We start from the raw sequence: 24,395 nt of genomic DNA on the forward strand, positions 1-24,395 counted from the left end.
GTGTCTAATCCGTATTTCCGTGCTTTGAACGTTGGGAGGCCCTAGCTGGCTGCCCTGGCTCGAACATGAATCGGGCCCAAGACCTCGGCCTGAACAACCTCGATCAACTGCTCTTTGACCAGCTCAAGCGTGGCCAGGAAGGTCACCACGACGCCGAGCCGGCCCTCTTCAATCGTAAACAGGCTCTCGAATGTCACGAAATGATCATCCTGAAGCGCCGACAGGATTGCGGACATGCGCTCCCGGGTCGAAAGCCTTTCCCGTTCAACATGGTGACTGGTGAACAGGTCTGCACGCTGAAGAACGCCCTGCAGCGCCAGCAACATTTCCCGCAACTCTACATCCGGATGGGGCTGACTTGAGGGCATCTTGGGCAGGGCGGCCGAGGCGGCAAAGGTATCGCGCTCCAGACGTGGTAATTCATCAATATCCTCGGCGGCCTGCTTGAAACGTTCGTATTGCTGAAGCCGGCGAATCAGTTCGGCCCGGGGATCAACCTCTTCCTCATCATCGCTTTCCTGTCGAGGCAACAGCATCCTCGATTTGATCTCCGCCAATGTGGCCGCCATCACCAGGTATTCCGCAGCCAGCTCGAAGCGCATGGACTCTACGGCACCGATGTAATCCATGTATTGCCGGGTAATTTCGCTGACGTCGATGTCCAGAATGTTCATGTTCTGGCGACGGATAAGATACAGCAGAAGATCCAGCGGCCCTTCGAACGCTTCAAGGAAGACGGCAAGGGCGTCCGGCGGTATGTACAGGTCTTTGGGAAGATCCACCACCGGCTTGCCGGAAACCCGCGCAAGCGGCGACTGCTCCGGGGCAGCGTCCTGAGCTTCGGGCGTAGCCTGATCGGTGGATTCTTCGGTCATAACCTTTCACTCCGGATCGGCGCCCCGGCTGTATGCGCGCGGCACCGATTCCTGCGAATTCAGCGGTAATGAAGCCCCATGGCTGCCCGGACTTCCTCAAGGGTATCGCGAGCGGCATCGCGAGCGTGTTCGCGGCCTTCCTGGAGAATGGAATGCACCAGATCCGGATTGCTCTCATACTCCCGGGCGCGTTCGTGGAGCGGCCGCTGCTCCTCGACAATCGCGTCGATCAACGGCTTCTTGCAATCCAGGCAACCGATGCCCGCACTGCGACAACCGGTCTGCACCCACTCCTGGGTGTCGGCATCGGAATAGATCTTGTGCATTCCCCACACCGGGCACTTCTCGGGTTCACCCGGATCCGTGCGCCGGACCCTCTGGGGATCGGTCTGCATGGTGCGAACCTTCTGGGCAACGCTGTCCGGATCTTCCCGCAAACCGATATAGTTGTTGTAGGACTTGGACATTTTCTGACCGTCCAGCCCCGGCAACTTTGACTCCGGCGTCAGCAGTGGCTGCGGTTCCGGCAAAATCACCTTGCCGCCACCTTCAATGTAGCCATACAGGCGCTCACGATCGCCAAGGGAGATATTCTGTTGCTCTTTCAACAGAGCACGGGCCGTTTCCAGGGCATCCATGTCGCCTTCTTCCTGGTATCGCCTCTTGAGATTGCGATAGAGCTTCGCATTTTTCTTGCCCATCTTGACGATGGCGCCTTCCGCCTGCTCCTCAAATCCCGGCTCACGACCATAGATATGGTTGAAGCGGCGCGCGATCTCCCGGGTGATTTCGACATGGGAAACCTGATCGGCACCAACCGGCACCTTTCCTGCCCGGTAGACAAGGATGTCTGCGCTCTGAAGCAGCGGGTAACCCAGGAACCCATAGGTCGCCAGATCTTTCTCCCGCAGCTTTTCCTGCTGGTCCTTGAATGTGGGCACACGCTCCAGCCAACCGAGGGGCGTGATCATCGACAACAGCAGGTGCAGTTCGGCATGTTCGGGCACCTGTGACTGAATGAACATCGTCGACGAGCCCGGGTTCACGCCTGCCGCGAGCCAATCGATGACCATATCCCAGACGCTCTGTTCAATGCCGGAGGGATCGTCGTAATTGGTGGTCAGCGCGTGCCAGTCTGCCACAAAAAAGAAGCATTCGAATTCATGCTGGAGTTTAACCCAGTTTTTCAGCACACCGTGGTAGTGGCCAAGGTGAAGCTTGCCGGTCGGACGCATGCCGGACAAAACCCTTTGCTGGGAATCTACAGAACTCAAAGCACGAACTCCTTATTTTGTATTGGAACCGCCATCATAGTTCAGGCGACCCGGCATTATAAATAAAAAACCCCCGCTCTGCAGGGCAGAAACGGGGGTTTTTACTGAAAGAAGGCCAGCTTACCAGCCAGTGACTTCCTTCAGGGCCTGGCCGATCTCGGCCAGACTGCGCACAGTGCGAACACCAGCGTCTTCCAGAGCAGCAAACTTGTCGTCTGCTGTACCCTTGCCACCGGAAATGATGGCGCCAGCGTGGCCCATACGCTTGCCCGGAGGCGCAGTAACACCAGCGATGTAGGAAACCACCGGCTTGGAGACGTTCTCCTTGATGTAGGCCGCAGCTTCTTCCTCGGCGGTACCGCCGATCTCGCCAATCATAACAATGGCTTCTGTCTCAGGATCTTTCTCGAGCAGGGCCAGAATGTCGATGAAGTTGGAGCCCGGGATCGGGTCACCACCGATACCGATACAGGTGGACTGACCGTAGCCGAAGTCAGTGGTCTGCTTGACCGCTTCGTAAGTCAGGGTGCCTGAACGGGACACGATGCCAACCTTGCCCTTCTTGTGGATGTGGCCTGGCATGATGCCGATCTTGCACTCGTCCGGCGTAATAACACCCGGGCAGTTGGGACCAATCATGCGAACGCCCTTGCGATCCACGTATTCCTTGGCGTACAGCATATCGATGGTCGGGATACCTTCAGTGATACATACGATCAGCTGAATGCCGGCATCCGCCGCTTCGATGATGGCGTCTTTACAGAACGGCGCCGGTACATAGATAACGGTTGCTTCTGCGCCAGTTGCTGCAACAGCGTCACGCACGGTGTTGAACACCGGCAGACCCAGATGCTCGGTACCGCCCTTGCCGGGGCTAACGCCGCCAACCATCTTGGTGCCGTAGGCAATCGCCTGCTCTGAGTGGAAGGTGCCCTGTGCGCCGGTAAAGCCCTGACAGATAACCTTGGTGTCTTTGTTAATCAGGATGCTCATTATTTACCCCCTGCGGCTTTAACAACTTGCTCTGCCGCATTCGACAGACTGGTAGCGGCAATGATGTTCAGGCCGCTCTCGGCGAGTACCTGAGTACCCTTCTCCGCGTTGTTGCCTTCAAGGCGAACCACAACAGGAACCTTGACGCCGACTTCCTTCACGGCACCGATAATGCCTTCTGCAATCATGTCGCAGCGAACGATACCACCGAAGATGTTGACCAGAACCGCCTTGACGTTGGAGTCAGACAGGATGATCTTGAATGCCTCGGAAACACGCTCCTTGGTTGCACCGCCACCAACGTCCAGGAAGTTGGCAGGCTGGCCACCGGACAGCTTGATGATGTCCATGGTACCCATGGCCAGGCCGGCACCGTTGACCATGCAGCCGATGTTGCCTTCGAGGGCTACGTAGTTCAGTTCCCACTTGGCCGCTTCCGCTTCCCGGGAATCTTCCTGGGAGGGATCGTGCATTTCGTGGATTTTCTTCTGACGGTACAGCGCGTTGCCGTCGACGCCAACTTTGGCATCCAGGCAGTGCAGATCGCCGGCAGGGGTAATAACCAGCGGGTTGATCTCGACCAGTGCCAGGTCGCACTCTTCGAACAGTTTCGCCAGACCAACGAAAATTTTGGTGAACTGACCGATCTGCTTGCCTTCCAGGCCCAGCTTGAACGCGAGCTCACGGCCCTGGTACGGCTGTGCGCCAACCAGCGGATCGATTTCCGCTTTCAGGATCTTCTCGGGCGTTTCTTCGGCAACCTTCTCGATCTCGACACCACCTTCGGTGGAAGCCATGAACACGATACGGCGAGTGCCACGGTCAACAACCGCACCCAGGTAGAGCTCCTGGTCGATGTCGGTGAGGGATTCAACCAGAATCTTGCTGACCGGCTGGCCGTTCTCATCTGTCTGATAGGTTACCAGGTTCTGACCCAGCCACTTCTCGGCAAACTCACGGATCTCGTCTTTGCTCTTGACCAGCTTTACACCGCCAGCCTTACCACGGCCACCTGCGTGAACCTGGGCTTTTACAACCCATGCATCACCGCCGATTTCACCAGCTGCGTCTACAGCTTCCTTCGGAGTATCACAGGCAATGCCCTTGGATACTGGCAGGCCATATTCAGCGAAAAGCTGTTTGCCCTGATATTCATGCAAATTCATAGTTAATGTCCCGAATTAAAAAATTCCTGGTTTGCGTTACTTCTTCTTGCGGCGGTTGGCGATATGGATCGCGCCACCACCGACGGCCAGAGCTGCTTCATGCACGGACTCGGACAGAGTCGGGTGTGCAAAGCAGGTCAGGGCCAGATCTTCGGCGCTGGAACCGAATTCCATGGCGATTACGCCCTGGGCAACGATTTCAGAGGCCTGGGGACCAACTACATGGAAACCGACAATGCGGTCAGTTTTTGCGTCAGCAATGATCTTGACCAGACCGGACGCCGAGTTTGCAGCCATTGCACGACCGTTGGCCGCAAACGGGAAGGTACCTACGTTGTACTCCTCACCTTCTGCCTTCATCTGCTCTTCGGTTTTGCCAACCCAGGCAACTTCCGGGAAGGTGTAGACAACGTTCGGGATGCAGTCGTAGTTCACCTGAGGCTTGTGCCCGGCGATACGCTCCGCAACCATGATGCCTTCTTCAGACGCCTTGTGGGCCAGCATGGGTCCACGAACCACGTCACCGATCGCCCAGACACCCGGGGCTTCGGTTTTACAGTTGTCATCAACAAAGATGAAGCCGCGCTCATCCATCTGGACGCCGGAGTCTTCCGACAACAGGTTGTCGGTGTAGGGTCGACGACCAACAGCCACGATCAGCTTGTCGAACTTGGCTTCGTGCTTGCCCTTGGAATCTTCATAGTTCACGTTCACCAGCTTGCGCTTTACTTCCGCGCCAGTCATACGCGCACCCATGACGATGTTCAGTCCCTGCTTCTGGAACTGTTTCAGGGCATCTTTTGCTACCTGCTGGTCAACGGCCGGCAGGAAGGTGTCCTGGGCTTCCAGAACGGTGACTTCCGCGCCCAGGCGTGCCCAGACACTGCCGAGCTCCAGGCCGATAACGCCGGCACCAATTACACCCAGACGCTTCGGCACCTCGGTGAACTCGAGGGCACCCTCGGAATCCACGATGTATTCGCCGTCGAAGGGCGCGGGCGGAATCTGGATCGGCTTGGAACCGGTGGCCAGAATGATGTTTTCGGCTTCGTAGGTCTTTGACTTGCCGTCCTTGTCGGTTACTTCCACCTTGCGGTTGGCCAGCAATTTGCCGTGGCCATGGATGGAAGTCACGCCGTTGGACTTGAACAGGCCTGCGATACCGCCGGTCAGCTGCTTAACGATGCCGCTCTTGCGCTCCATCATCTTGCCGATGTCCATTTTGACATCCTTGGCAATGATGCCCTGCATCTCAAAATCGTGGCTGGACTCCTCAAACTTGTGGGAAATCTCCAGCAGCGCCTTGGAGGGGATGCAGCCAACGTTCAGGCAGGTACCACCGAGCACCTGTGCCTTGCCGTCTTCTGAAGTCCAGGACTCGACACACGCGGTCTTGAGACCCAGCTGTGCCGCTTTGATGGCAGCTACGTAGCCCCCGGGGCCTGCACCAATGACAATGACGTCGTACTTATCAGACATACTTTTATCCCGTTTCCGATTCGTTAAATGTCGGCTCAGACGTCCAGCAGAATACGTGCCGGGTCTTCAAGCATTTCTTTGATGGCAACGAGGAACTGCACCGCTTCCTTACCATCAATCATTCGGTGGTCGTAAGAAAGCGCCAGGTACATCATCGGCTGAATTTCCACCTTGCCGTTCACGGCCATCGGACGCTCCTGGATCTTGTGCATGCCCAGGATGGCTGTCTGCGGCGGGTTCAGGATCGGTGTGGAAATCAGCGAACCGAAGATGCCGCCGTTGGTAATCGTGAAGGTACCGCCGGTCATGTCTTCAATGGCCAGCTTGCCGTCTTTCGCCTTGGTGCCGTACTCGACGATCTTCTTCTCGATGTCGGCCAGACCCATGGCGTCGGAATCACGCAGAACCGGGACCACCAGGCCGCGATCGGTGGAAACCGCCACGCCGATGTCCTGGTAACCGTGATACACCATGTCGTTACCGTCGATGGACGCGTTCACCGCCGGGAAGCGCTTCAGGGCTTCGGTGGCGGCCTTGGTGAAGAACGACATGAAGCCAAGCTTGATACCGTGACGCTTCACAAAGCTGTCCTGGTACTGCTTGCGCATCTCCATGATCGGCCCCATGTTCACCTCGTTAAAGGTGGTCAGCATGGCTGCGCTCTGCTGCGCATTAACCAGTCGCTTGGCGATGCTCGCACGCAGTCGGGTCATCGGCACGCGCTTCTCGGGACGTTCGCCCTGGCTGACGTTGACTTCCGGCATACCCGCCGCAGGCTGAGGCGCAGCAGCACCGCCGGAGGACTTGGCACTGTCCACGTGGTTCTGAACGTCTTCCTTGGTTACGCGGCCATCTTTGCCCGTACCCTTGATGCTGTTCGGATCGACGTTATTTTCCTCAGCCAGCTTGCGGGCCGCCGGGCTCAGGATCGCTTCGCCGGAAGACGCCTCGCTCTTGGCTTCTTCCTTCGGAGCCTCTTCCTTGCTTTCTTCTTTCTTGCCCTCGGCAGGCTTGGAATCGCCCTTGGCGCCTTCCTTGAACTTGCCGACTACCTCACCACTTTCAACGGTATCGCCTTCATTCTTGATGATTTCTTCAATCACGCCGTCTGCCGGCGCAACAACCTCAAGAACGACCTTGTCGGTCTCGATATCGACAATCAGCTCGTCACGGGAGCAGGCTTCACCCGGCTGTTTGTGCCAGGTCGCGACAGTACCTTCCGCGACCGACTCCGGGAAAACGGGGGCTTTAATCTCAGTTGACATTACAGATCCTTAGTTCGGTAGCTCGTCAAATTTCAAACGCGTCGTTGACCAGTTTCTTCTGCTCTTCAATGTGGACCGACATATGGCCACAGGCGGGAGCAGCCGAAGCGTCACGACCGGCATATTGAAGGTACAGCTTGGGATTCTTGCGATGCAGCGCATTACGCATATGATGCTGACTGCAATACCAGGCACCCTGGTTCATCGGTTCTTCCTGACACCAGACAACGTGCTTGAGCTTGGTGTATTCGCTCAGAAGTTCGTCAAGGTCGTCTCCGGGGAAAGGATACAGCTGTTCGATCCGAACGATGGCAACGTCATCACGCTCGTCAGATTTCTTCTTCTCCAACAGATCGAAATACACCTTGCCAGAGCACAGAATCAGGCGGGTGACCTTCTTCGGATCGGACGGTTCTTTCTCGGGCAGCACCGTCTTGAACGTACCGCTGGTCAGATCATCAAGATCAGACGTCGCTTCCTTGTGCCGCAGCAGGCTCTTGGGCGTAATAGCAACCAACGGCTTGCGCAACGGGCGTTTAACCTGGCGACGCAGCATATGGAATACCTGGGAAGGCGTGGTCGGCACGCAGACCTGGATATTATGCTCGGCACTCAGTTGCAGGAATCGTTCGAGGCGCGCCGAACTGTGCTCTGGCCCCTGCCCTTCGTAACCATGGGGCAGCAGCAGGGTCAGGCCGCAAAGGCGTCCCCACTTGTGCTCACCACTGGTCAGGAACTGGTCGATTACAACCTGGGCGCCGTTGGCAAAATCGCCGAACTGCGCTTCCCAGACCACAAGGCCATCAGGCGCGGTGGTCGCGTAGCCGTACTCGAACGCCATTACGGCTTCTTCCGACAGCAGCGAGTCGTAGATTTCAAACTTGGGCTGGTCCTCGGACAATTCAGCCAGAGCGATGTGGGTCGAGCCGTCTTTCTGATTGTGAAGCACCGCATGACGGTGAGAGAACGTGCCTCGACCAATATCCTGCCCCGTAAGGCGGATTGGGTGACCTTCGTCCAACAGCGTCGCGTAGGCCATGACTTCACCGTAGCCCCAGTTGATAGGCAGGGCGCCGGCGGTCATTTTTTCGCGGTCAGAAACAATCTTGGAGACCTGACGCTGGATGCTGAAACCTTCAGGGACCGAGGTCAGTTTCTTACCCAGCTTCTGAATGGTCTTCAGCGCAACGCTCGACTTGCACTTGGCAGTCCACTCGTGGCCGAGGTAAGGGGTCCAGTCAACGTAGAGCTCTTTGTTAGGCTCCTTGACCAGAGATTTGACCACGTGCTCGCCGTTGTCCAGGGCGTCACGGTAGTCGTTCTCCATTTGCTTGGCTTCTTCCTCGGTAATAACACCGGCTTCCACCAATTGATCCACGTACAGGTTGCGGGTGGTCTTCAGCTTACGGATTTTCTCGTACATGACCGGCTGGGTTGCTGCCGGCTCATCCGCCTCGTTGTGGCCGCGGCGACGATAGCAGACCAGGTCGATCACAACGTCGTTCTTGAATTCGTTGCGGTAATCCATGGCCATCTGTGTCACGAACATGACCGCTTCAGGGTCATCCGCATTCACATGCAGAATGGGCGCCTGGATCATCTTGGCAACGTCGGTACAGTATTCCGTGGACCGCGCATCTTCCTGCTTGCTGGTGGTGAAACCAACCTGGTTGTTGATGACGATATGAATGGTGCCACCAACGCCGAAACCGCGGGTCTGGGACATCTGGAAGGTTTCCATCACCACGCCCTGGCCGGCAAACGCCGCGTCGCCGTGCATGATAATCGGAACGACCTTGGTGCCCTCATCGTCGTTACGGCGGGTTTGACGAGCCCGGACAGAGCCCTCGACAACCGGAGAAACGATTTCAAGGTGCGACGGGTTAAACGCCATTGCCAGATGGACTTCGCCACCCGGCGTCATCACGTTGGATGAGAAGCCCTGGTGATACTTCACATCACCGGAGCCGGAATCCGCGAGTTTCTTGCCCTCGAACTCGTCAAAGAGCTCCCGCGGATTTTTGCCCAGGGTGTTAATCAGGACGTTGAGGCGGCCACGGTGAGCCATACCCAGGACAATTTCCTTGGCGCCATAGGATCCGGCGCGCTGAATCAGCTCGTCCAGACAGGGAATCAGACTCTCGCCACCCTCAAGGCCGAACCGTTTTACGCCCGGATAGCGGGACCCCAGGTACTTTTCGAGGCCCTCGGCGGCTGTCAGGCGCTCAAGGATGTGCTTACGGGTGTTGTCTTCGTACGCAGGACGTGAACGAACCGGCTCCATGCGCTGCTGGAACCAGCGCTTGATGCGGGTATCCACCACGTGCATGTATTCAGCACCGATGCTTTCGCAATAGGTCTGGCGCAGGCCATCGACAATGTCTCCGAGCTTCATGGTCTCGGAACCGAGGTTCAGGGAACCCGTCTGGAATTCGAGATCCCTGTCAGAGTCGGATAGCTCATGAAATTCAGGGTCAAGGTCTTCGACCTGGGGACGCTGCCATACGCCGAGCGGGTCCAGCTTCGCCTCCTGATGACCGCGGAAGCGATAGGCGTTAATCAGCTGAAGAACACGAATCTGCTTTTTGTCCGCATCAGACGTGGCACTGGCGGGAACGCCGCCGCTGGCAAGAAAGCGCTGATTGCGGGAAATGTGTTCAAACTGTTCGCGGATGGAAGAGTGGACAATGTCACGGCCCTTGTAGCCATCGACACTGGGAAGCTTGTCGAAATAGCTGCGCCACTCTTCGGGAACGGCGTTGGGGTCTGTCAGGTAGGTTTCAAAAAGCTGTTCAACATAGGCGAGATTTCCACCCTGGAGGTGGGAAGTCTGCCATAACTGCTCCATTATGCTTTCGTGCATCTTGAATAGCTCACCTTGGGCTGGTGCGGGGAGCCCGATATGGTCGGCCAGGGGTATTTCTCAGTCAATACGGGTTTTTACGGGATCGACTTTGGCCACCACACCCGACATGGATGTTTTCCATTCCCCGGTGGTTTTTATACTCAGCAAAACAGGGAGAAAACTTTATAAGTTCCCGCCACGGCTTGCGTAGTGTGCACCCGGGTAAGACCTTTGACTATAAGCCATTGGTTGAAGGCCCCGCAAATTTGCGAGGCCTTCCGGGTACTAACCTGATCAGAATAGTATAGCGTCTGTCGCAAATCCTGCTGCTTAAGTCGCCCGTTGCAGCAGAAGATTACGAATGTGGCCGATAGCCCTTGTGGGGTTCAGGCCTTTCGGACAGACACTCACACAGTTCATGATGCCCCGGCAACGGAACACGCTGAACGGATCATCAAGGTTGGCAAGTCGCTCTTCCTGGGCTGTATCCCGGCTGTCTGCCAGGAAACGGTAGGCCTGAAGCAGGCCGGCAGGACCGATAAACTTGTCCGGATTCCACCAGAATGACGGGCAGGAGGTGGAGCAGCAGGCACAGAGAATACACTCGTACAGGCCGTCCAGCTTCTGGCGATCTTCCGGAGACTGCAGACGCTCGATTGCGGGAGCAGGCTTGTCGTTAATCAGGTACGGCATGACCTTCTCGTACTGCTTGTAGAAAAGGCTCATATCAACAACCAAATCACGAATAACCGGCAGGCCCGGCAGTGGGCGAAGAACCAGCTTGTCGCCCTTCACCACCTGGGAAACCGGCGTGATACAGGCCAGGCCGTTCTTGCCGTTCATGTTCATGCCATCAGAGCCACAAACGCCCTCGCGACAGGAACGACGGTAGGCCATTGAAGGATCCCGTTCCTTGACCAGGTTCAGCACGTCAAGAACCATGAGATCCTTGCCTTCCGGAATCTCGACATCCACGTCCTGCATATAAGGCGCGTTGTCCGTCTCCGGGTTATAACGATAAAGGCTTACTAACATTTTCGGAGTCCCCCTTAGTAAGTCCGGACCTTCGGCTGAAACGTGTCCACAGTCTTCGGCGCGAAATTCACGTCACGTTTACCAACACGCTTTTCCAGCGGGAAGTAGATGGAGTGCTTAAGCCAGTTTTCGTCGTCACGCTCGGTGAAATCGTTCCTGGCATGGGCACCACGGCTTTCCTTACGCTCGAACGCAGAGATGGCGGTAGACAAGGCAACCTCGAAAAGGTTGTCCAGCTCGAGCGCTTCAATACGAGCGGTGTTGAAGGCGTTGCTGGTATCCGCCAGTTTGGTGTTGCGAACACGCTCACCAATCGCTTCCAGCTTTTTGAGGCCCTCTTCCATGCTCTTGCCGTCACGGAATACACCGAAGTAAAGCTGCATGCAGTTCTGAAGATCCTTCCGAACCTCTGCAACACTTTCGCCCTCGGACGCATTGTTCAGGCGGTCAAGCCGCGCCATGGCGCGCTTGATATCATCCTCACTGGCACCGTCCACCTCAAAGCCGCCACGAAGCTGCTCTTCAATGTGCAGACCCGCTGCGCGACCAAAGACCACCAGATCCAGCAGAGAGTTGCCACCCAGACGGTTGGCACCGTGTACAGATACACAGGCGGCCTCGCCACAGGCAAACAGCCCGGGGATTGGCTTGTCTTTGCCATTCTCGTCCTGGGTCAGCGCCTGACCACCAACGTTGGTCGGAATACCGCCCATCATGTAGTGGCAAGTCGGAACAACGGGGATCGGCTCTTTAACCGGATCAACGTGCGCAAAAGTCCGGGACAGCTCACAGATGCCTGGCAGGCGCAGGTTCAGGGTTTCTTCGCCCAGATGATCAAGCTTCAGCAGCACGTGATCCTTGTCGGGACCGCAGCCGCGACCTTCCAGGATCTCGATGACCATGGCGCGAGCAACAACGTCCCGGCCTGCCAGGTCTTTCGCGTTCGGCGCATAGCGCTCCATGAAACGCTCACCTTCGGCGTTGATCAGATACCCACCCTCGCCGCGGCAACCTTCTGTTACCAGCGTGCCGGCACCGTAGATACCGGTCGGATGGAACTGCCACATTTCCATATCCTGCATCGGGAAACCGGCGCGCAGCGCCATGCCGATACCGTCGCCCGTGTTGATCAGGGCGTTTGTTGTGGAGGCGTAGATACGGCCCGCGCCACCGGTAGCCAGAACGGTTGCCTTGGACTTGATGTAGGCAACTTCGCCGGTCTCGACTTCGATGGCGACCACACCAACGACTTCGTCCTTGCTGTTCTTGACGAGATCGACCGCGTACCACTCGTTCAGGAACGTGGTGCCGCCCTTGATGTTGGCCTGATACAGAGTATGCAGAAGCGCGTGACCGGTACGGTCGGCAGCGGCACAGGTACGCGCTGCCTGAGTCGGGTTATCCGGCCCCTTGGACTGGCCACCGAAAGGACGCTGGTAGATGCGACCCTGCTCGGTGCGAGAGAAAGGAAGACCCATGTGCTCAAGCTCGAACACCGCCTGAGGACCTACGGAACACATGTACTCGACGGCATCCTGGTCGGCGATGTAGTCCGAGCCTTTCACCGTGTCATACATGTGCCAGCGCCAGTCGTCGTTCGGATCAGCACTGGCGATAGCACAGGTGATACCGCCCTGCGCAGAGACCGTATGAGACCGCGTAGGGAAAACCTTGGTGATACACGCGGTATTGACGCCGGATTCGGTCAGCTGAAGCGCGGCACGCATGCCGGAGCCACCGCCACCGATAACAATTGCGTCAAAGGACATGGTCTTGATATTAGCCATCGATTAAAGCCCCCAAATAATTTGAATACCCCAGACGACGTACACAAAAACACCGAGGATAACCACTGCCTGGGCCAGCAACCGTTGTCCAGCGGATTTCATGTAATCCGTTGTAACTGTCCACAACCCGACCCATGCATGCCCCGCAATCGACAACAAAGCCAGAAGCGTGAATATCTTCATCCATGCCTGATCGAACAGAGCAGACCAGGTTTGGTAGTCGACATCGGTGGAGATGAAAAAGCCAAGTAAAAACAGTGTGTACAGGGCTAATACGTAGGCCGAAACGCGCTGGATGATCCAATCCTGAATTCCATTACGACCGATATTCGTGACACTGTTCATGCCCATACCCAAACTCCTGCCAAAAGGATGAGAATGACGGAAACCGCAATCGTGATCTTTGATGCCAGGCGGCCGCTTTCCAGCTCTTCACCAATGCCCATGTCCATGAACAGGTGCTTGATACCCGCAACCAGGTGGTACAACAGAGCAGACAAAATGCCCCAGGTAATCAGCTTGGCAAGGAAGCTGTCCAGCAATTCACTTACGCGACTGAAGCCCTCTTCCCCGGACAGGGAAAGCTGGAGCCCGTAGAGCATGAACGCAACAGCAACAAACAGAATGATGCCGCTGATGCGGTGCAATATGGACGTAATGGCTGGCAGCGGAAAATGAAACTTGCCGAGATCGAGATTTACTGGTCGTTTGCTATTCACAGCGCTCTCACACTCTCTCTTAGTTCCGCGGGACCGGAAAACCGGGTGCGGATGGTTGGTATGTAAGGATCGGCATGCCGCTACGAAACCGGCATACGATTGGCTTGGAAGAGAAGAAACCTTTTCCACAACCGGCTGTCTACAAGCTGCCACAAAAGGTTTATCCCCGATTCCGGGCTAGGGATTATAAGGAGTACCCTAACCAATTACAAACCTGCAACGTCGCTCAGGCCGCGTATTTCAGGGGGTTAAGCCAGCTATAAGGATGATTGACAAATCGTTTTCCTCCACGAATCCGTTGTCATTCGGGATATCCCTGATTTACAGCCACTGTCAAATTATGGGTTTTCCCGACTCTTCCATTGACAAAAAAAGCCAACGCCCTATATTTTGCCGCCAGTTTTGCGATAATACGCGCCTTCTAGCGCATCTATAACTGTAGATAAAGCTGTCAAAGCTGATAAATAGGAGAGCACCATGACCGACAGGAAAGCCACGCTCTCGGTGGGGGACAAGTCCATTGAGCTACCGGTTTATTCAGGCACCGTCGGCCCTGACGTTATCGACGTACGAGGCCTAGTCCAGGAAGGCGTTTTCACATACGATCCCGGATTCGTATCCACGGCAGCCTGCGAATCGGCCATTACCTACATCGACGGAGCAAACGGCGTTCTCCTGCACCGCGGCTACCCGATTGAACAGCTGGCCGAACATTCTGACTACCTTGAAGTCTGCTACCTCCTCCTTCACGGCGAACTCCCGAGCGCCGAGGAAAACCAGAAGTTCCACGACACCATCAAAAACCACACCATGCTGCACGACCAGATGCGGAACTTCTTCCAGGGTTTCCGGCGTGATGCACACCCGATGGCGATCATGTGCGGTGTGGTTGGTGCTCTGTCTGCCTTCTACCACGGTGAGATGGACGTTGCCAGCCAGGAGCAGCGGGAAATTACCGCGCATCGCCTGATTGCAAAGATGCCGACCATTGCCGCCTGGTGTTACAAGTATGCCATTGGCCAACCTTTCATTTATCCGCGCAATGACCTCTCGTACTCCGAGAACTTCCTGCAGATGATGTTTGGCGTTCCTTGCGAGGAGTACAAGCCGAACCCGATCCTGGCCAAGGCCATGGACAAGATTTTCATCCTGCACGCGGATCATGAACAGAACGCCTCAACGTCTACGGTGCGCCTGGCCGGCTCTACCGGCGCCAACCCCTACGCCTGCATTGCCTCCGGCATCGCGGCTCTGTGGGGACCCGCTCACGGGGGCGCCAACGAAGCGGTTCTGGACATGCTGGCCGAGATCGGCGACGAATCCAACATCGAGAAATTCATCGCCAAGGCAAAGGACAAAGACGATCCGTTCCGCCTGATGGGCTTCGGCCACCGGGTATACAAGAATTTCGACCCGCGCGCCAAAGTAATGGCCGAAACTGCCCACGAAGTGCTGACCGAGCTGGGCCTGGAGAACGACCCGCTGCTGAAGATCGCCCAGCGTCTCGAGAAGATCGCCCTGGAAGACGAATACTTCGTCAAGCGCAAGCTCTACCCCAACGTGGATTTCTATTCCGGCCTGATCCTCAAGGCAATCGGAATCCCGACGTCGATGTTCACCGTTATCTTCGCTCTGTCGCGTACCATTGGCTGGTTCTCGCACTGGAACGAAATGGTAAGCGGCGACTATCGCATCGGCCGTCCGCGTCAGCTCTACACCGGCTCGGACTCCCGCGATTATCCGACCGAATAAGTCCGATCTTTCGGGCGAAGCACGCAAAGGCCGCTGATTCAGCGGCCTTTTTTATTGCGTGCTGCCCTGCCCTTATGTGCTAAGTTAACCCGATAAAAACATAAGAGGAGAAAGCGATGACTACAGCAGCATTTATCGGCCTGGGCGTCATGGGTTACCCGATGGCCGGCCACCTGGCGAAGGCGGGGCTCGACGTCAGGGTCTGGAACCGGACCAATGCCAAAGCCGAGCAGTGGGCAAACGAATACTCGGGAACGAGCTGCACCACGATTGCTGAGGCCGTGAGGGGCGCGGATATTGTTTTGACCTGTGTTGGGGCCGATACCGACCTTATGGCCGTTTACGAGGGTGATGAAGGTATTCTCGCTAATGCCTCTGAAGGCGCTGTGCTGGTCGATCACACTACGGCTTCTGCCGGCATTGCCGAGTATCTCGCTGAAGCTGCCAGTAAAAACAACATGGGATTTGTGGACGCGCCTGTATCCGGCGGCCAGCAAGGCGCTGAAAACGGCAAACTGACCATCATGTGCGGCGGCTCGGAACAGGACTATGCGAAAGCCGAGCCGGTTATGGAGCACTATGCGCGGGCACTCAATCGAATGGGCCCAGCTGGCAGTGGCCAGAAAACCAAGATGGTGAACCAGATCGCGATTGCCGGTCTCGTCCAGGGGCTTTCAGAGGCCCTGCACTTTGCCGAGCAGGCTGAACTGGATGTGGCGAAAGTGGTGGACGTGATTTCAAAAGGCGCAGCCCAATCCTGGCAGATGGAAAACCGCTCGGGAACCATGATTGCAGGAGAGTTCGAACACGGCTTCGCCGTTGACTGGATGCGCAAGGACCTCGGGATTTGCCTTGAGGAGGCGAGAAAAGTGAACGCGTCTCTGCCGGTGACCGCACTGGTCGATCAATTCTATGCGGATGTCCAGTCGATGGGCGGTAAACGGTGGGATACCTCATCTCTTATACAGAGACTGAGGAAATTCCGCTAAGGTATTGAATCCGGGGTCATTTGACAGCAATCAGCCCACGACCCCGGAAACCAGCTGACGTTACTTTTTCTTGTCCTGTGGTTGCCACTTACCGTTCACATACCACGCAGACCAGCCCGTCGCCTTGCCATCCTTTTCGGACATGACGTACTGCTCCTTGCTCTTGCGGCTGTAACGAATCACCGTCGGATTGCCCTCGGGGTCACGCTCGGGCGCGTCCATGAGGTAATCGTATTTCGGATCAACTTCCTTGCGGTGCGGTTTGATCTCCATCACGAGGGGCGGCCGCGTTTCCCGGTTTTTCGGGAACTTACTGGCGGCCAGGAACAATCCGGAGGCGCCGTCCCGAAGAACGTAGGTGTCATCCACCTTCTGGCACGGAAGCTCCGGCATGGGCACCGGGTCCATCTTGGGCGGGGCTGGCTCGCCATTTTTTAACAACTTACGGGTATTCTTGCACTCGGCATTGGTGCAACCGAAATACTTCCCGAACCGTCCCGTTTTCAGCTGCATCTCGGAGCCGCACTTGTCACACTCGAGAGTCGGCCCATCGTAGCCCTTGATGCGGAACGTGCCCTTTTCAACCTCGTAGCCAGAGCAATCCGGATTATTACCACAGACATGCAGCTTCCGGGTCTCGTCCACCAGGTAGCTGTCCATGGCGGTGCCACACTTCGGGCAGCGACGCTTCTTGCGCAGCAGGCGGGTTTCGCCCTCACCCTCGACGTCATCGTCGGCGCTGACAACCTCATCACCGGAAACGAGGTTAATGGTAGTCTTGCAACGCTCCTTCGGCGGTAAGGAATAACCTGAGCAACCCAGGAAAACACCGGTGCTGGCCACCCGGATCTGCATGTTCCGTCCACAGCTCGGACATGGAATGTCCGTTTCAGTCGGGGTGTTAGCGCGCATGCCGCCATCTTCACCACTCTCGGCTTTTTCCAGCTGCTGCCGAAACCGACCGTAAAAGTCATTCAGGACTTTCTTCCACTCGACATCGCCCTCGGCAATCTCGTCGAGCTCATCCTCCATTCTGGCGGTGAAGTCGAAGTCCATCAGGTTCGGAAAAGATTCCGACAGGCGCTCGGTAACGATCTCGCCCATCTTCTCGGCGTAGAACCGACGGTTCTGCAGCCTCACGTAGCCGCGATCCTGAATCGTCGAAATAATCGACGCATAGGTCGACGGCCGGCCAATGCCCTGTTTCTCGAGCTCTTTGACCAGGCTGGCCTCGGTATACCTGGGCGCCGGCTTGGTAAAGTGCTGAGTGGGATCCAGCTTCCTGAGATCCAGCATTTCGTCCACCTGAATATCAGGCAGAGCGATGTCTTCGTCTTTCTTGGCGGACTGGGGCGCTGCCTTCAGGAAGCCATCGAACTTGATGATCCGGCCCCGGGTACGGAGCTCGTAATCGCCGTTAGCAACCACGATGGACGTACTCAGGAATTCGGCGTCGGACATCTGACAGCCAATAAACTGGCGCCAGATCAGGTCGTAGAGCTTCTCGGCATCCTTCTCAAGACCGCTGATATCAGCCGGACGACGGCTGACTTCGGTCGGGCGAATGGCCTCGTGGGCCTCCTGGGCACCCTCTTTGCTGCCGTAAACGCGGGGCTTCTCGGGACGGTATTTGTCGCCGAACTGCTTCTCGATGTAAGTTCGGCAACTGTTAATCGCATCCTGACTCAGGTTGGTGGAGTCAGTACGCATATAAGTAATGAAACCGGCCTCATAAAGACGCTGGGCAAGCATCATGGTCTTCTTGACGCTGAAACCCATCCTGTTACTGGCAGCCTGCTGCAGCGTAGACGTGATAAACGGCGCTGAGGGGCGCGAACGGGTCGGTTTGTCTTCCCGCTTGGCGACCTTGAAGGTGCCGGCCTTGAGGCGGCTGACGTGTTCACTGCTCTGCTGCTCATTGACCGGCCGATACGACTTGTCATCGTGCCGGGTAACCTCGAAGCGGACCGGTTGATCAGCCTTGGCAGACGCAAGATCGGCGTGTAACTGCCAGAACTCCTCAGGAACAAACTTCCGGATTTCACGCTCCCGCTCGACGATCAGCCGCACGGCGACTGATTGCACACGGCCGGCGGACAGGCCACGGGCAATCTTGGCCCAAAGCAGAGGCGACACCATGTAGCCCACAACCCGATCGAGGAAGCGGCGGGCCTGCTGGGCATTCACACGGTTATTGTCCAGATTGCCAGGATCCTTGAAGGCCTCCTGAATCGCACGCTTGGTGATTTCGTTGAACACAACGCGCCGGTACTTCTCGGGTTCGCCACCAATGGTCTGCTGAAGGTGCCAGGCGATCGCCTCCCCTTCACGGTCCAAATCCGTTGCCAGATAGATATGGTCTGCTGATTTGGCCAGACGCTTGAGTTCGCTGACCACTTTCTCTTTGCCGGGAAGGATCTCGTAACGGGCACTCCAGTCCTGGTCCGGGTCGACACCCATACGGGCGACCAGCTGTTCACGGGACTTGCGCTTTTTGTGCACCGCCTTTTCTTCAGGGCTCATCTTGCGGGTGATAGCAGCCTGCTTTGCACGCTCCTTGGGATCGGACTGGGATCCGCTGCCACTGACGGGAAGATCACGAATATGCCCGACGCTCGATTTGACGATGAAGTCAGAGCCCAGGTACTTGTTGATGGTCTTCGCTTTCGCTGGTGACTCGACAATTACGAGACTTTTACCCATATCGGAATTCTGTATCCTTGGCGATAAATCGGTCAATTAATCAGCAAACCGTAAACTCGCTGTAAAATCAGTCGGCTAGAAAACACATATACGCCGCCATCTTGTATAGGCTCACTGTTTTACAGGGTCAAGAATAGCAAGACAACCCATTCTTTGGTTTCAATCCTGCTTTTTTTCACATTCGGGAACCCTGTTGGGGCCGCCTACTGAAACAGAAAGGCCCGGCATTTGCCGGGCCTTCTGAAACCGCGTACTGCAACCCGCTTAACGGATTACAGACGCTCCCAGACCGTTGCGATGCCCTGGCCCAGGCCGATACACATGGTGGAAACACCAAGCTTACCGCCTTTGGCCTGCATCACATTCAGCAGGGTTGTGGAGATACGTGCACCAGAGCAGCCCAGCGGATGGCCCAAAGCAATCGCGCCGCCGTTCAGGTTCACTTTCTCTTCCATGACGCCCAGCAGTTTCAGGTCCTTGAGGACGGGTAGAGACTGGCCTGCGAAAGCTTCGTTCAGTTCCCAGAAGTCGATATCTTCGACTTTCAGGCCTGCACGCTTCAGGGCTTTCTTGGTAGCAGGCACCGGGCCATAACCCATGATCGCGGGATCACAGCCGGCAACGGCCATGCTGCGGATCTTGGCAATCGGCTTCAGCCCCAGGGCTTCAGCACGCTCTGCGGACATCAGCACCATTGCAGCCGCACCGTCAGTCAGCTGGGAGGAGGTCCCGGCAGTCACGGTACCGTTCTTCGGATCAAACGCCGGCTTGAGCTGGCCCAGGGATTCCGCCGTGGTCTCCGGACGGATGGTCTCGTCCTCTTCGATCAGCTTCACAAAACCATTCTCATCATGGCCTTGAATCGGCACGATCTCGTTCTTGAAACGGCCTTCTACGGTCGCTTCATGGGCCAGACGGTGGGAGCGAGCACCGAACTCGTCCTGCTGCTCACGGGTAATCCCGTGCATCTTGGCCAGCATTTCCGCGGTCAGGCCCATCATATTGGAGGCCTTGGCAGTGTACTTGGATGCCGCCGGGTTGTGGTCGAAGCCTTCAGTCATGGGTACGTGCCCCATGTGCTCGACACCACCAACGAAGAACACATCACCGTTACCGGTCATGATGGCCTGTGCAGCAGTGTGAATCGCACTCATGGCCGAGCCACACAGACGGTTCACGGTCTGAGCTGCAGATTCATGGGGGATGCGGGTCAGCAGGGAAATCTGACGCGCTACGTTGAAGCCCTGCTCCTTGGTCTGGTTTACGCAGCCCCAGATAACATCTTCAACTTCTCTCGGGTCGAGCTTCGGGTTGCGCTCAAACAGTGCTTCGATCAGATTGGCGGACAGGGTCTCTGCACGCACGTTCCGGAAACAACCGTTTTTGGCACGACCCATCGGAGTCCGCACGCAATCGACGACGACAACGTCTCTCGGATTAAGGCTCATAGATCTTTCTCCGTTCGGAAATCTCGTTCAGGGTTAGCCAAAGAACTTTTCGCCAGTCTTGGCCATTTCACGCAGGTTCTCGGTCGGGTGGTAAAGAGGACCAAGGTCTGCAAACTTGTCTGCCAGTTCGACGAACTTGTCTACACCCATATCGTCGATATAGCGCAGGGCACCACCACGGAACGGCGGGAAGCCGATACCGAAGATCAGGCCCATGTCTGCATCGGCGGGGTCTTCAACTATGCCGTCTTCCAGGCAGCGAACGGTTTCCAGGCACAAAGGCAGCATCATACGGGCGATGATGTCTTCGTCGCTGAACTCGTTCTTACCCTGAACAACAGGCTCGAGCAGCTTGTAGGTCTCTTCGTCGACAACCTTCTTCTGCTTACCCTTGCGGTCCAGTTCATATTTGTAGAAGCCCTTGTCGTTCTTCTGTCCGTAACGGTTGTTATCGAACATGACGTCAATGGCGGTTGTACCCTCGTGCTTCATCCGATCCGGGAAGCCGTCGGCCATTACCTCACCAGCGTGCTTGCCGGTGTCCATGCCGACAACGTCAAGCAGGTACGCAGGACCCATGGGCCAGCCGAACTTTTCCATAACCTTGTCAACGTGCTGGAAGTCAGCACCATCACGTACCAGACCGATAAAGCCACCGAAGTACGGGAACAGAACACGGTTGACCAGGAAGCCCGGGCAATCGTTTACAACGATCGGGGTCTTGCCCATGGCCTTGGCGTAGGCCACGGTGGTCGCGATTGCGCGATCGCTGGTCTTCTTGCCGCGGATGACCTCAACCAACGGCATCATGTGCACCGGGTTGAAGAAGTGCATGCCACAGAAGTTTTCCGGACGCTTAAGGTTCTTGGCCAGAAGATCGATGGAAATGGTCGAGGTGTTGGAGGTCAGGATGGCGTCGTCGCGAACCGCATCTTCGGTTTCACGCAGGACCGCATCTTTCACCTTCGGGTTTTCAACAACCGCTTCAACCACCAGATCCACATTCTTGAAATCGCCATAGTTCAGGGTCGGCGTGATGCTGTTGAGCACGTCGGCCATCTGATCCGGCTTCATCTTGCCTTTTTCAACACGCTTGGCCAGAAGCTTTTTGGCCTCTTTCAGACCCAGGGCGATACCGTCCTGGTTGATGTCCTTCATAATGATCGGCGTGCCTTTCAGGGCAGACTGGAATGCAACACCACCGCCCATGATACCGGCACCCAGAACGGCAGCCAGGTTCACGTCGTTGGCTTCTTTTTCCCAGGCCTTGGCCTTCTTCTTCAATTCCTGATCGTTCAGGAACAGGCCAACCAGGCAGGCCGCGACATTGGTCTTGGCCATCTTGGCGAAGCCTTTGGCTTCCACTTCGATCGCCTTGTCGCGCGTCATGCCAGCATGCTTCTGCATGACCTTTATGGCCTCGACAGGCGCCGGATAGTTCTTGCCAGCCTTACCAGCGACGAACGCCTTGGAGATCTCGAACGCCATCATGCTTTCCATGGCATTGAGCTTGATCTTGCCCTTCTTCTCTTCACGACGGGCTTCGTGGTCCAGCTTGCCTTCGTTGCACTGATTGATAATGGCAACAGCAGCATCGACCAGCTTGTCGGACTCGAGCACGGCATCGACAGCGCCAACTTTCAGAGCGACATCAGCACGGTTCTCGGTACCGCCGCTGATCCACTCAACGGCATTGTCCACGCCGACCAGACGGGACAGACGCACGGTACCGCCAAAGCCCGGGAAGATGCCAAGCTTCACTTCCGGAAGACCAACCTTGGCCTTTTTGTCCATCACGCGGTAGTCGGTTGCAAGACACATTTCGAAACCGCCACCCAGCGCCATGCCGTTGATCGCGGTAACGGTGGGGAACGGCAGATCTTCAACAGCGTTGAAGACTTCGTTGGCCTTGAGGTTGTTGGCTACCAGATCCTCTTCCGAGCCCGCAAAAAGCTCGGTGAATTCGGTAATGTCGGCACCAACAATGAAGCTGTCCTTGGAGCTGGTGACTACCAGACCCTTCAGGTTCTTCTGCGCTTTCAGTGCGTCAGTCGCGGCGCGGAGCTCTTCAATAGTAAGACGGTTGAACTTGTTTACTGACTCGCCCTGCAAGTCGAAGTTCAACTGAGCGATCCCGCCTTCGATCTCTTTAACCGTGATGGCTTTACCTTCGTAAATCATCAACTGATCTCCAGTCTGTGTTTGGAACTGCTTCCAACCGGGCGGTACTTTTGATTTACCGGCGCGGCTGTTTGTGCAGCGAGATTTCGGTCACTGCCCGATCATCCGATCCAAAAATTCATACAGTCGTTTGAATCGTGAGGGCACACGATGAAAAAAAACGGCGCATTTGTCAATTTGTTTCTTTCGGGAGGGCTGCAAAAGTCCCCGCAATACCGGGGGCAACCGAAGAAAATTGGAGCGGAATTGTTATGTTTCAGTGAACTGGAAGCCACTGCTCAGAAAAAACCGGAACTTCGTCACGCAAATTTCAAAGTTGTTTACATTTACGGGCTACACCGCCGCCAAAACTGCTTGATTGGCTGACGGAGTTACTTTACCTTCGATCTACGACTTTGGTCCACAATAATAAAACCGCATTACGGAGACCCATCCGATGAAAGACGCAAACCTGCGGATACGTTCCCTTGTAGCCGCACTGATTCTCCTTGCACTCACGTCCATGGGTGCCCGCGCTCAGGACAGTGCCGACGGATTTCTCTCCGATCTTCACAATTTCCGCGTCAGCAACTACATGGCTCTGGACGCCTACTACCGTTTCAGCGGAACCGGTGATACCGGCACCCTGAACGAGATTGTACAGGGCATCAACTCGGCCAACGACTCCATGAATTCCATCGCGGGCAGCGATTCAGGCGTGCTGTCAGCCGAGGAAGTTGAGGGGCTGAACCAGGAATTTGACAAGTTCAAGAACCTGATGCGGGACAACATCAACGATGTGCGCAACCAGGGCTACCCCGATTTGCGACTGGTCTCAGACATGGCCAACCAGGCACTCACGATGAACGAGAAAGCCACAGAGCTATACAAGGTGGCCCAGGAGAGCTCACAGACCGAGACCAACCCAAGGGTAGAAGCGGCCCGTTCGGCTGCCGTAAAAATGGCCCAGATGATGGCGAAGTACTCGGTCAGGACAAACTCCTCTGTCGCCCAGACCTTCCAGGGCTCCTCAACCGAAACCCCGCTTGATGAACAGGCTCGGGAGCTGGACCAGTTGCTGGCGTCCGTTATACAGGGCCAGGGAACACCGGAGCTCAAGGACGCGCTGAATGACATCTCCGCCAAATGGCAGTTTATCCGTGGCTCCTACATTAATTACAACGAAAACAACGTGGGCTTTGTAATCGATCGCTATTCCAAGGGTATCCTCAAAGGACTTGCGACAACCATTGAGTTGCTCAAGGGCAACGCCTGACCGCCCTGCTTTTCTGGCAGGCCTAATTGCCTGCCAGAAAAGCACTTTTCCGCCTCTGTTTTTGATACCCGTCAGTTTCCCGCTACACTTTCCCGACCCGATTTAAGGTACTATCCTCAGAATAATATCCCGTGTGCGAAGGAGCGATACGATGTCTGCCTATAAAAAGATGCTTGTTGCGATTGACCTGACAGAAGAAGCCCCACAGGTACTGGACAAGGCAAAGGCCATAAGCGAAGCCCATGGTGCGGAGCTGATGCTGGTTCATGTGGTTGAGCCTGTCGGCTATGCCTATGGTGGCGATATTCCGATGGATCTGACCGAGCTACAGGACCAACTCGACAAAGCAGCTCGCGAGCAATTGGGAACCTACGGCGACAAATACGGTGTGGCCAAAAACAATCAGGTGGTGACGGTCGGGCGCCCCGAGTCCGAAATCCACAGGCTTGCGAAGGAACAGGAAGTCGACCTTGTGATCGTGGGCAGCCATGGCCGGAAGGGTTTTCAGCTGTTGCTGGGCTCCACCGCAAACGGGGTCCTGCATGGAACCGAATGCGATGTTCTGGCCGTTCGCATTCATTAATGCTTTGGCCAACAAAAAGGCCCGGGGCGTGAACCCGGGCCTGTTG

19 protein-coding genes are annotated in these 24,395 nt (G+C 56.2%); 5 read left to right on the forward strand and 14 right to left on the reverse strand.

The features are described from left to right. Positions 1-41: 41 nt before the first annotated feature. The 11 genes from J3362_RS07675 to sdhC form a co-directional block, all read right to left on the reverse strand. Positions 42-875: a segregation and condensation protein A gene (locus J3362_RS07675; protein WP_349518981.1), complete on the reverse strand. Its 834-nt coding sequence runs from the start codon at positions 873-875 to the stop codon at positions 42-44. A gap of 59 nt (positions 876-934) precedes the next feature. After that, positions 935-2,149, reverse strand: coding sequence for a tryptophan--tRNA ligase (locus J3362_RS07680; protein WP_088828551.1), 1,215 nt, complete (start codon positions 2,147-2,149; stop codon positions 935-937). Between the two features lie 120 nt (positions 2,150-2,269). Then, complete coding sequence (gene sucD / locus J3362_RS07685; protein ID WP_349518983.1) at positions 2,270-3,142, reverse strand: succinate--CoA ligase subunit alpha; 873 nt, start codon at positions 3,140-3,142, stop codon at positions 2,270-2,272. Further along, the gene (gene sucC / locus J3362_RS07690; protein WP_088828553.1) at positions 3,142-4,308 is read right to left on the reverse strand and encodes an ADP-forming succinate--CoA ligase subunit beta; all 1,167 of its coding nucleotides are present in this window, start codon (positions 4,306-4,308) and stop codon (positions 3,142-3,144) included. Before sucC ends, sucD begins: the two co-directional genes overlap by 1 nt. Before the next feature lie 36 nt (positions 4,309-4,344). Continuing rightward, on the reverse strand, positions 4,345-5,787 hold the full coding sequence (gene lpdA / locus J3362_RS07695; RefSeq protein WP_008174390.1) for a dihydrolipoyl dehydrogenase: 1,443 nt from the start codon (positions 5,785-5,787) through the stop codon (positions 4,345-4,347). 35 nt (positions 5,788-5,822) lie between these two features. Further along, positions 5,823-7,052 (reverse strand): 2-oxoglutarate dehydrogenase complex dihydrolipoyllysine-residue succinyltransferase, encoded by a 1,230-nt coding sequence (gene odhB, locus J3362_RS07700; protein WP_349518985.1) that lies wholly within the window; start codon positions 7,050-7,052, stop codon positions 5,823-5,825. 25 nt (positions 7,053-7,077) lie between these two features. Next, positions 7,078-9,915 (reverse strand): 2-oxoglutarate dehydrogenase E1 component, encoded by a 2,838-nt coding sequence (locus tag J3362_RS07705; RefSeq protein ID WP_349518986.1) that lies wholly within the window; start codon positions 9,913-9,915, stop codon positions 7,078-7,080. A gap of 312 nt (positions 9,916-10,227) precedes the next feature. Next, on the reverse strand, positions 10,228-10,932 hold the full coding sequence (locus tag J3362_RS07710; RefSeq protein ID WP_008174383.1) for a succinate dehydrogenase iron-sulfur subunit: 705 nt from the start codon (positions 10,930-10,932) through the stop codon (positions 10,228-10,230). A 14-nt stretch (positions 10,933-10,946) separates the two neighbouring features. Further along, positions 10,947-12,719 carry a succinate dehydrogenase flavoprotein subunit gene (gene sdhA, locus J3362_RS07715; RefSeq protein ID WP_349518988.1) on the reverse strand — a complete coding sequence of 591 codons (1,773 nt, stop codon included), beginning with the start codon at positions 12,717-12,719 and terminating at the stop codon, positions 10,947-10,949. A 3-nt stretch (positions 12,720-12,722) separates the two neighbouring features. Then, on the reverse strand, positions 12,723-13,070 hold the full coding sequence (gene sdhD / locus J3362_RS07720) for a succinate dehydrogenase, hydrophobic membrane anchor protein (protein WP_172408494.1): 348 nt from the start codon (positions 13,068-13,070) through the stop codon (positions 12,723-12,725). Beyond that, positions 13,061-13,438 carry a succinate dehydrogenase, cytochrome b556 subunit gene (gene sdhC, locus J3362_RS07725; protein ID WP_349518991.1) on the reverse strand — a complete coding sequence of 126 codons (378 nt, stop codon included), beginning with the start codon at positions 13,436-13,438 and terminating at the stop codon, positions 13,061-13,063. The genes sdhD and sdhC overlap by 10 nt, the downstream gene beginning before the upstream one ends. Before the next feature lie 477 nt (positions 13,439-13,915). Between sdhC and gltA the strand changes: the two genes are divergently transcribed. Both gltA and J3362_RS07735 read left to right on the forward strand, forming a co-directional pair. Further along, entirely contained in the window at positions 13,916-15,190 is a 1,275-nt protein-coding gene (gene gltA, locus J3362_RS07730) for a citrate synthase (protein ID WP_349518992.1), read from the forward strand. 116 nt (positions 15,191-15,306) lie between these two features. Then, positions 15,307-16,179, forward strand: a complete 873-nt coding sequence (locus tag J3362_RS07735) for an NAD(P)-dependent oxidoreductase (protein WP_349518994.1) — start codon at positions 15,307-15,309, stop codon at positions 16,177-16,179. A 60-nt stretch (positions 16,180-16,239) separates the two neighbouring features. Here J3362_RS07735 and topA read toward each other — a convergent pair whose 3' ends face one another. The 3 genes from topA to fadB all read right to left on the reverse strand — a co-directional run bounded on the left by topA (position 16,240) and on the right by fadB (position 22,511). Beyond that, entirely contained in the window at positions 16,240-18,882 is a 2,643-nt protein-coding gene (gene topA, locus J3362_RS07740; RefSeq protein ID WP_349518995.1) for a type I DNA topoisomerase, read from the reverse strand. Positions 18,883-19,154: 272 nt separating this feature from the next. Continuing rightward, on the reverse strand, positions 19,155-20,330 hold the full coding sequence (fadA, locus tag J3362_RS07745) for an acetyl-CoA C-acyltransferase FadA (RefSeq protein WP_349518997.1): 1,176 nt from the start codon (positions 20,328-20,330) through the stop codon (positions 19,155-19,157). A 33-nt stretch (positions 20,331-20,363) separates the two neighbouring features. Then, on the reverse strand, positions 20,364-22,511 hold the full coding sequence (gene fadB / locus J3362_RS07750) for a fatty acid oxidation complex subunit alpha FadB (protein ID WP_349519000.1): 2,148 nt from the start codon (positions 22,509-22,511) through the stop codon (positions 20,364-20,366). Positions 22,512-22,661: 150 nt separating this feature from the next. Here fadB and J3362_RS07755 point away from each other — a divergent pair, with 150 nt between their 5' ends. From J3362_RS07755 to J3362_RS07765, 3 genes are all read left to right on the forward strand, one after another. Continuing rightward, the gene (locus J3362_RS07755) at positions 22,662-22,877 is read left to right on the forward strand and encodes a hypothetical protein (protein WP_349519002.1); all 216 of its coding nucleotides are present in this window, start codon (positions 22,662-22,664) and stop codon (positions 22,875-22,877) included. A 70-nt stretch (positions 22,878-22,947) separates the two neighbouring features. Beyond that, positions 22,948-23,766 (forward strand): hypothetical protein, encoded by an 819-nt coding sequence (locus J3362_RS07760; RefSeq protein WP_008174364.1) that lies wholly within the window; start codon positions 22,948-22,950, stop codon positions 23,764-23,766. 151 nt (positions 23,767-23,917) lie between these two features. Next, entirely contained in the window at positions 23,918-24,349 is a 432-nt protein-coding gene (locus J3362_RS07765; RefSeq protein ID WP_008174363.1) for a universal stress protein, read from the forward strand. The last annotated feature ends 46 nt before the right edge of the window (positions 24,350-24,395 follow it).

The sequence above is a fragment of the Marinobacter sp. NFXS11 genome (assembly GCF_040148675.1).
Classification (GTDB): Bacteria; Pseudomonadota; Gammaproteobacteria; order Pseudomonadales; family Oleiphilaceae; genus Marinobacter.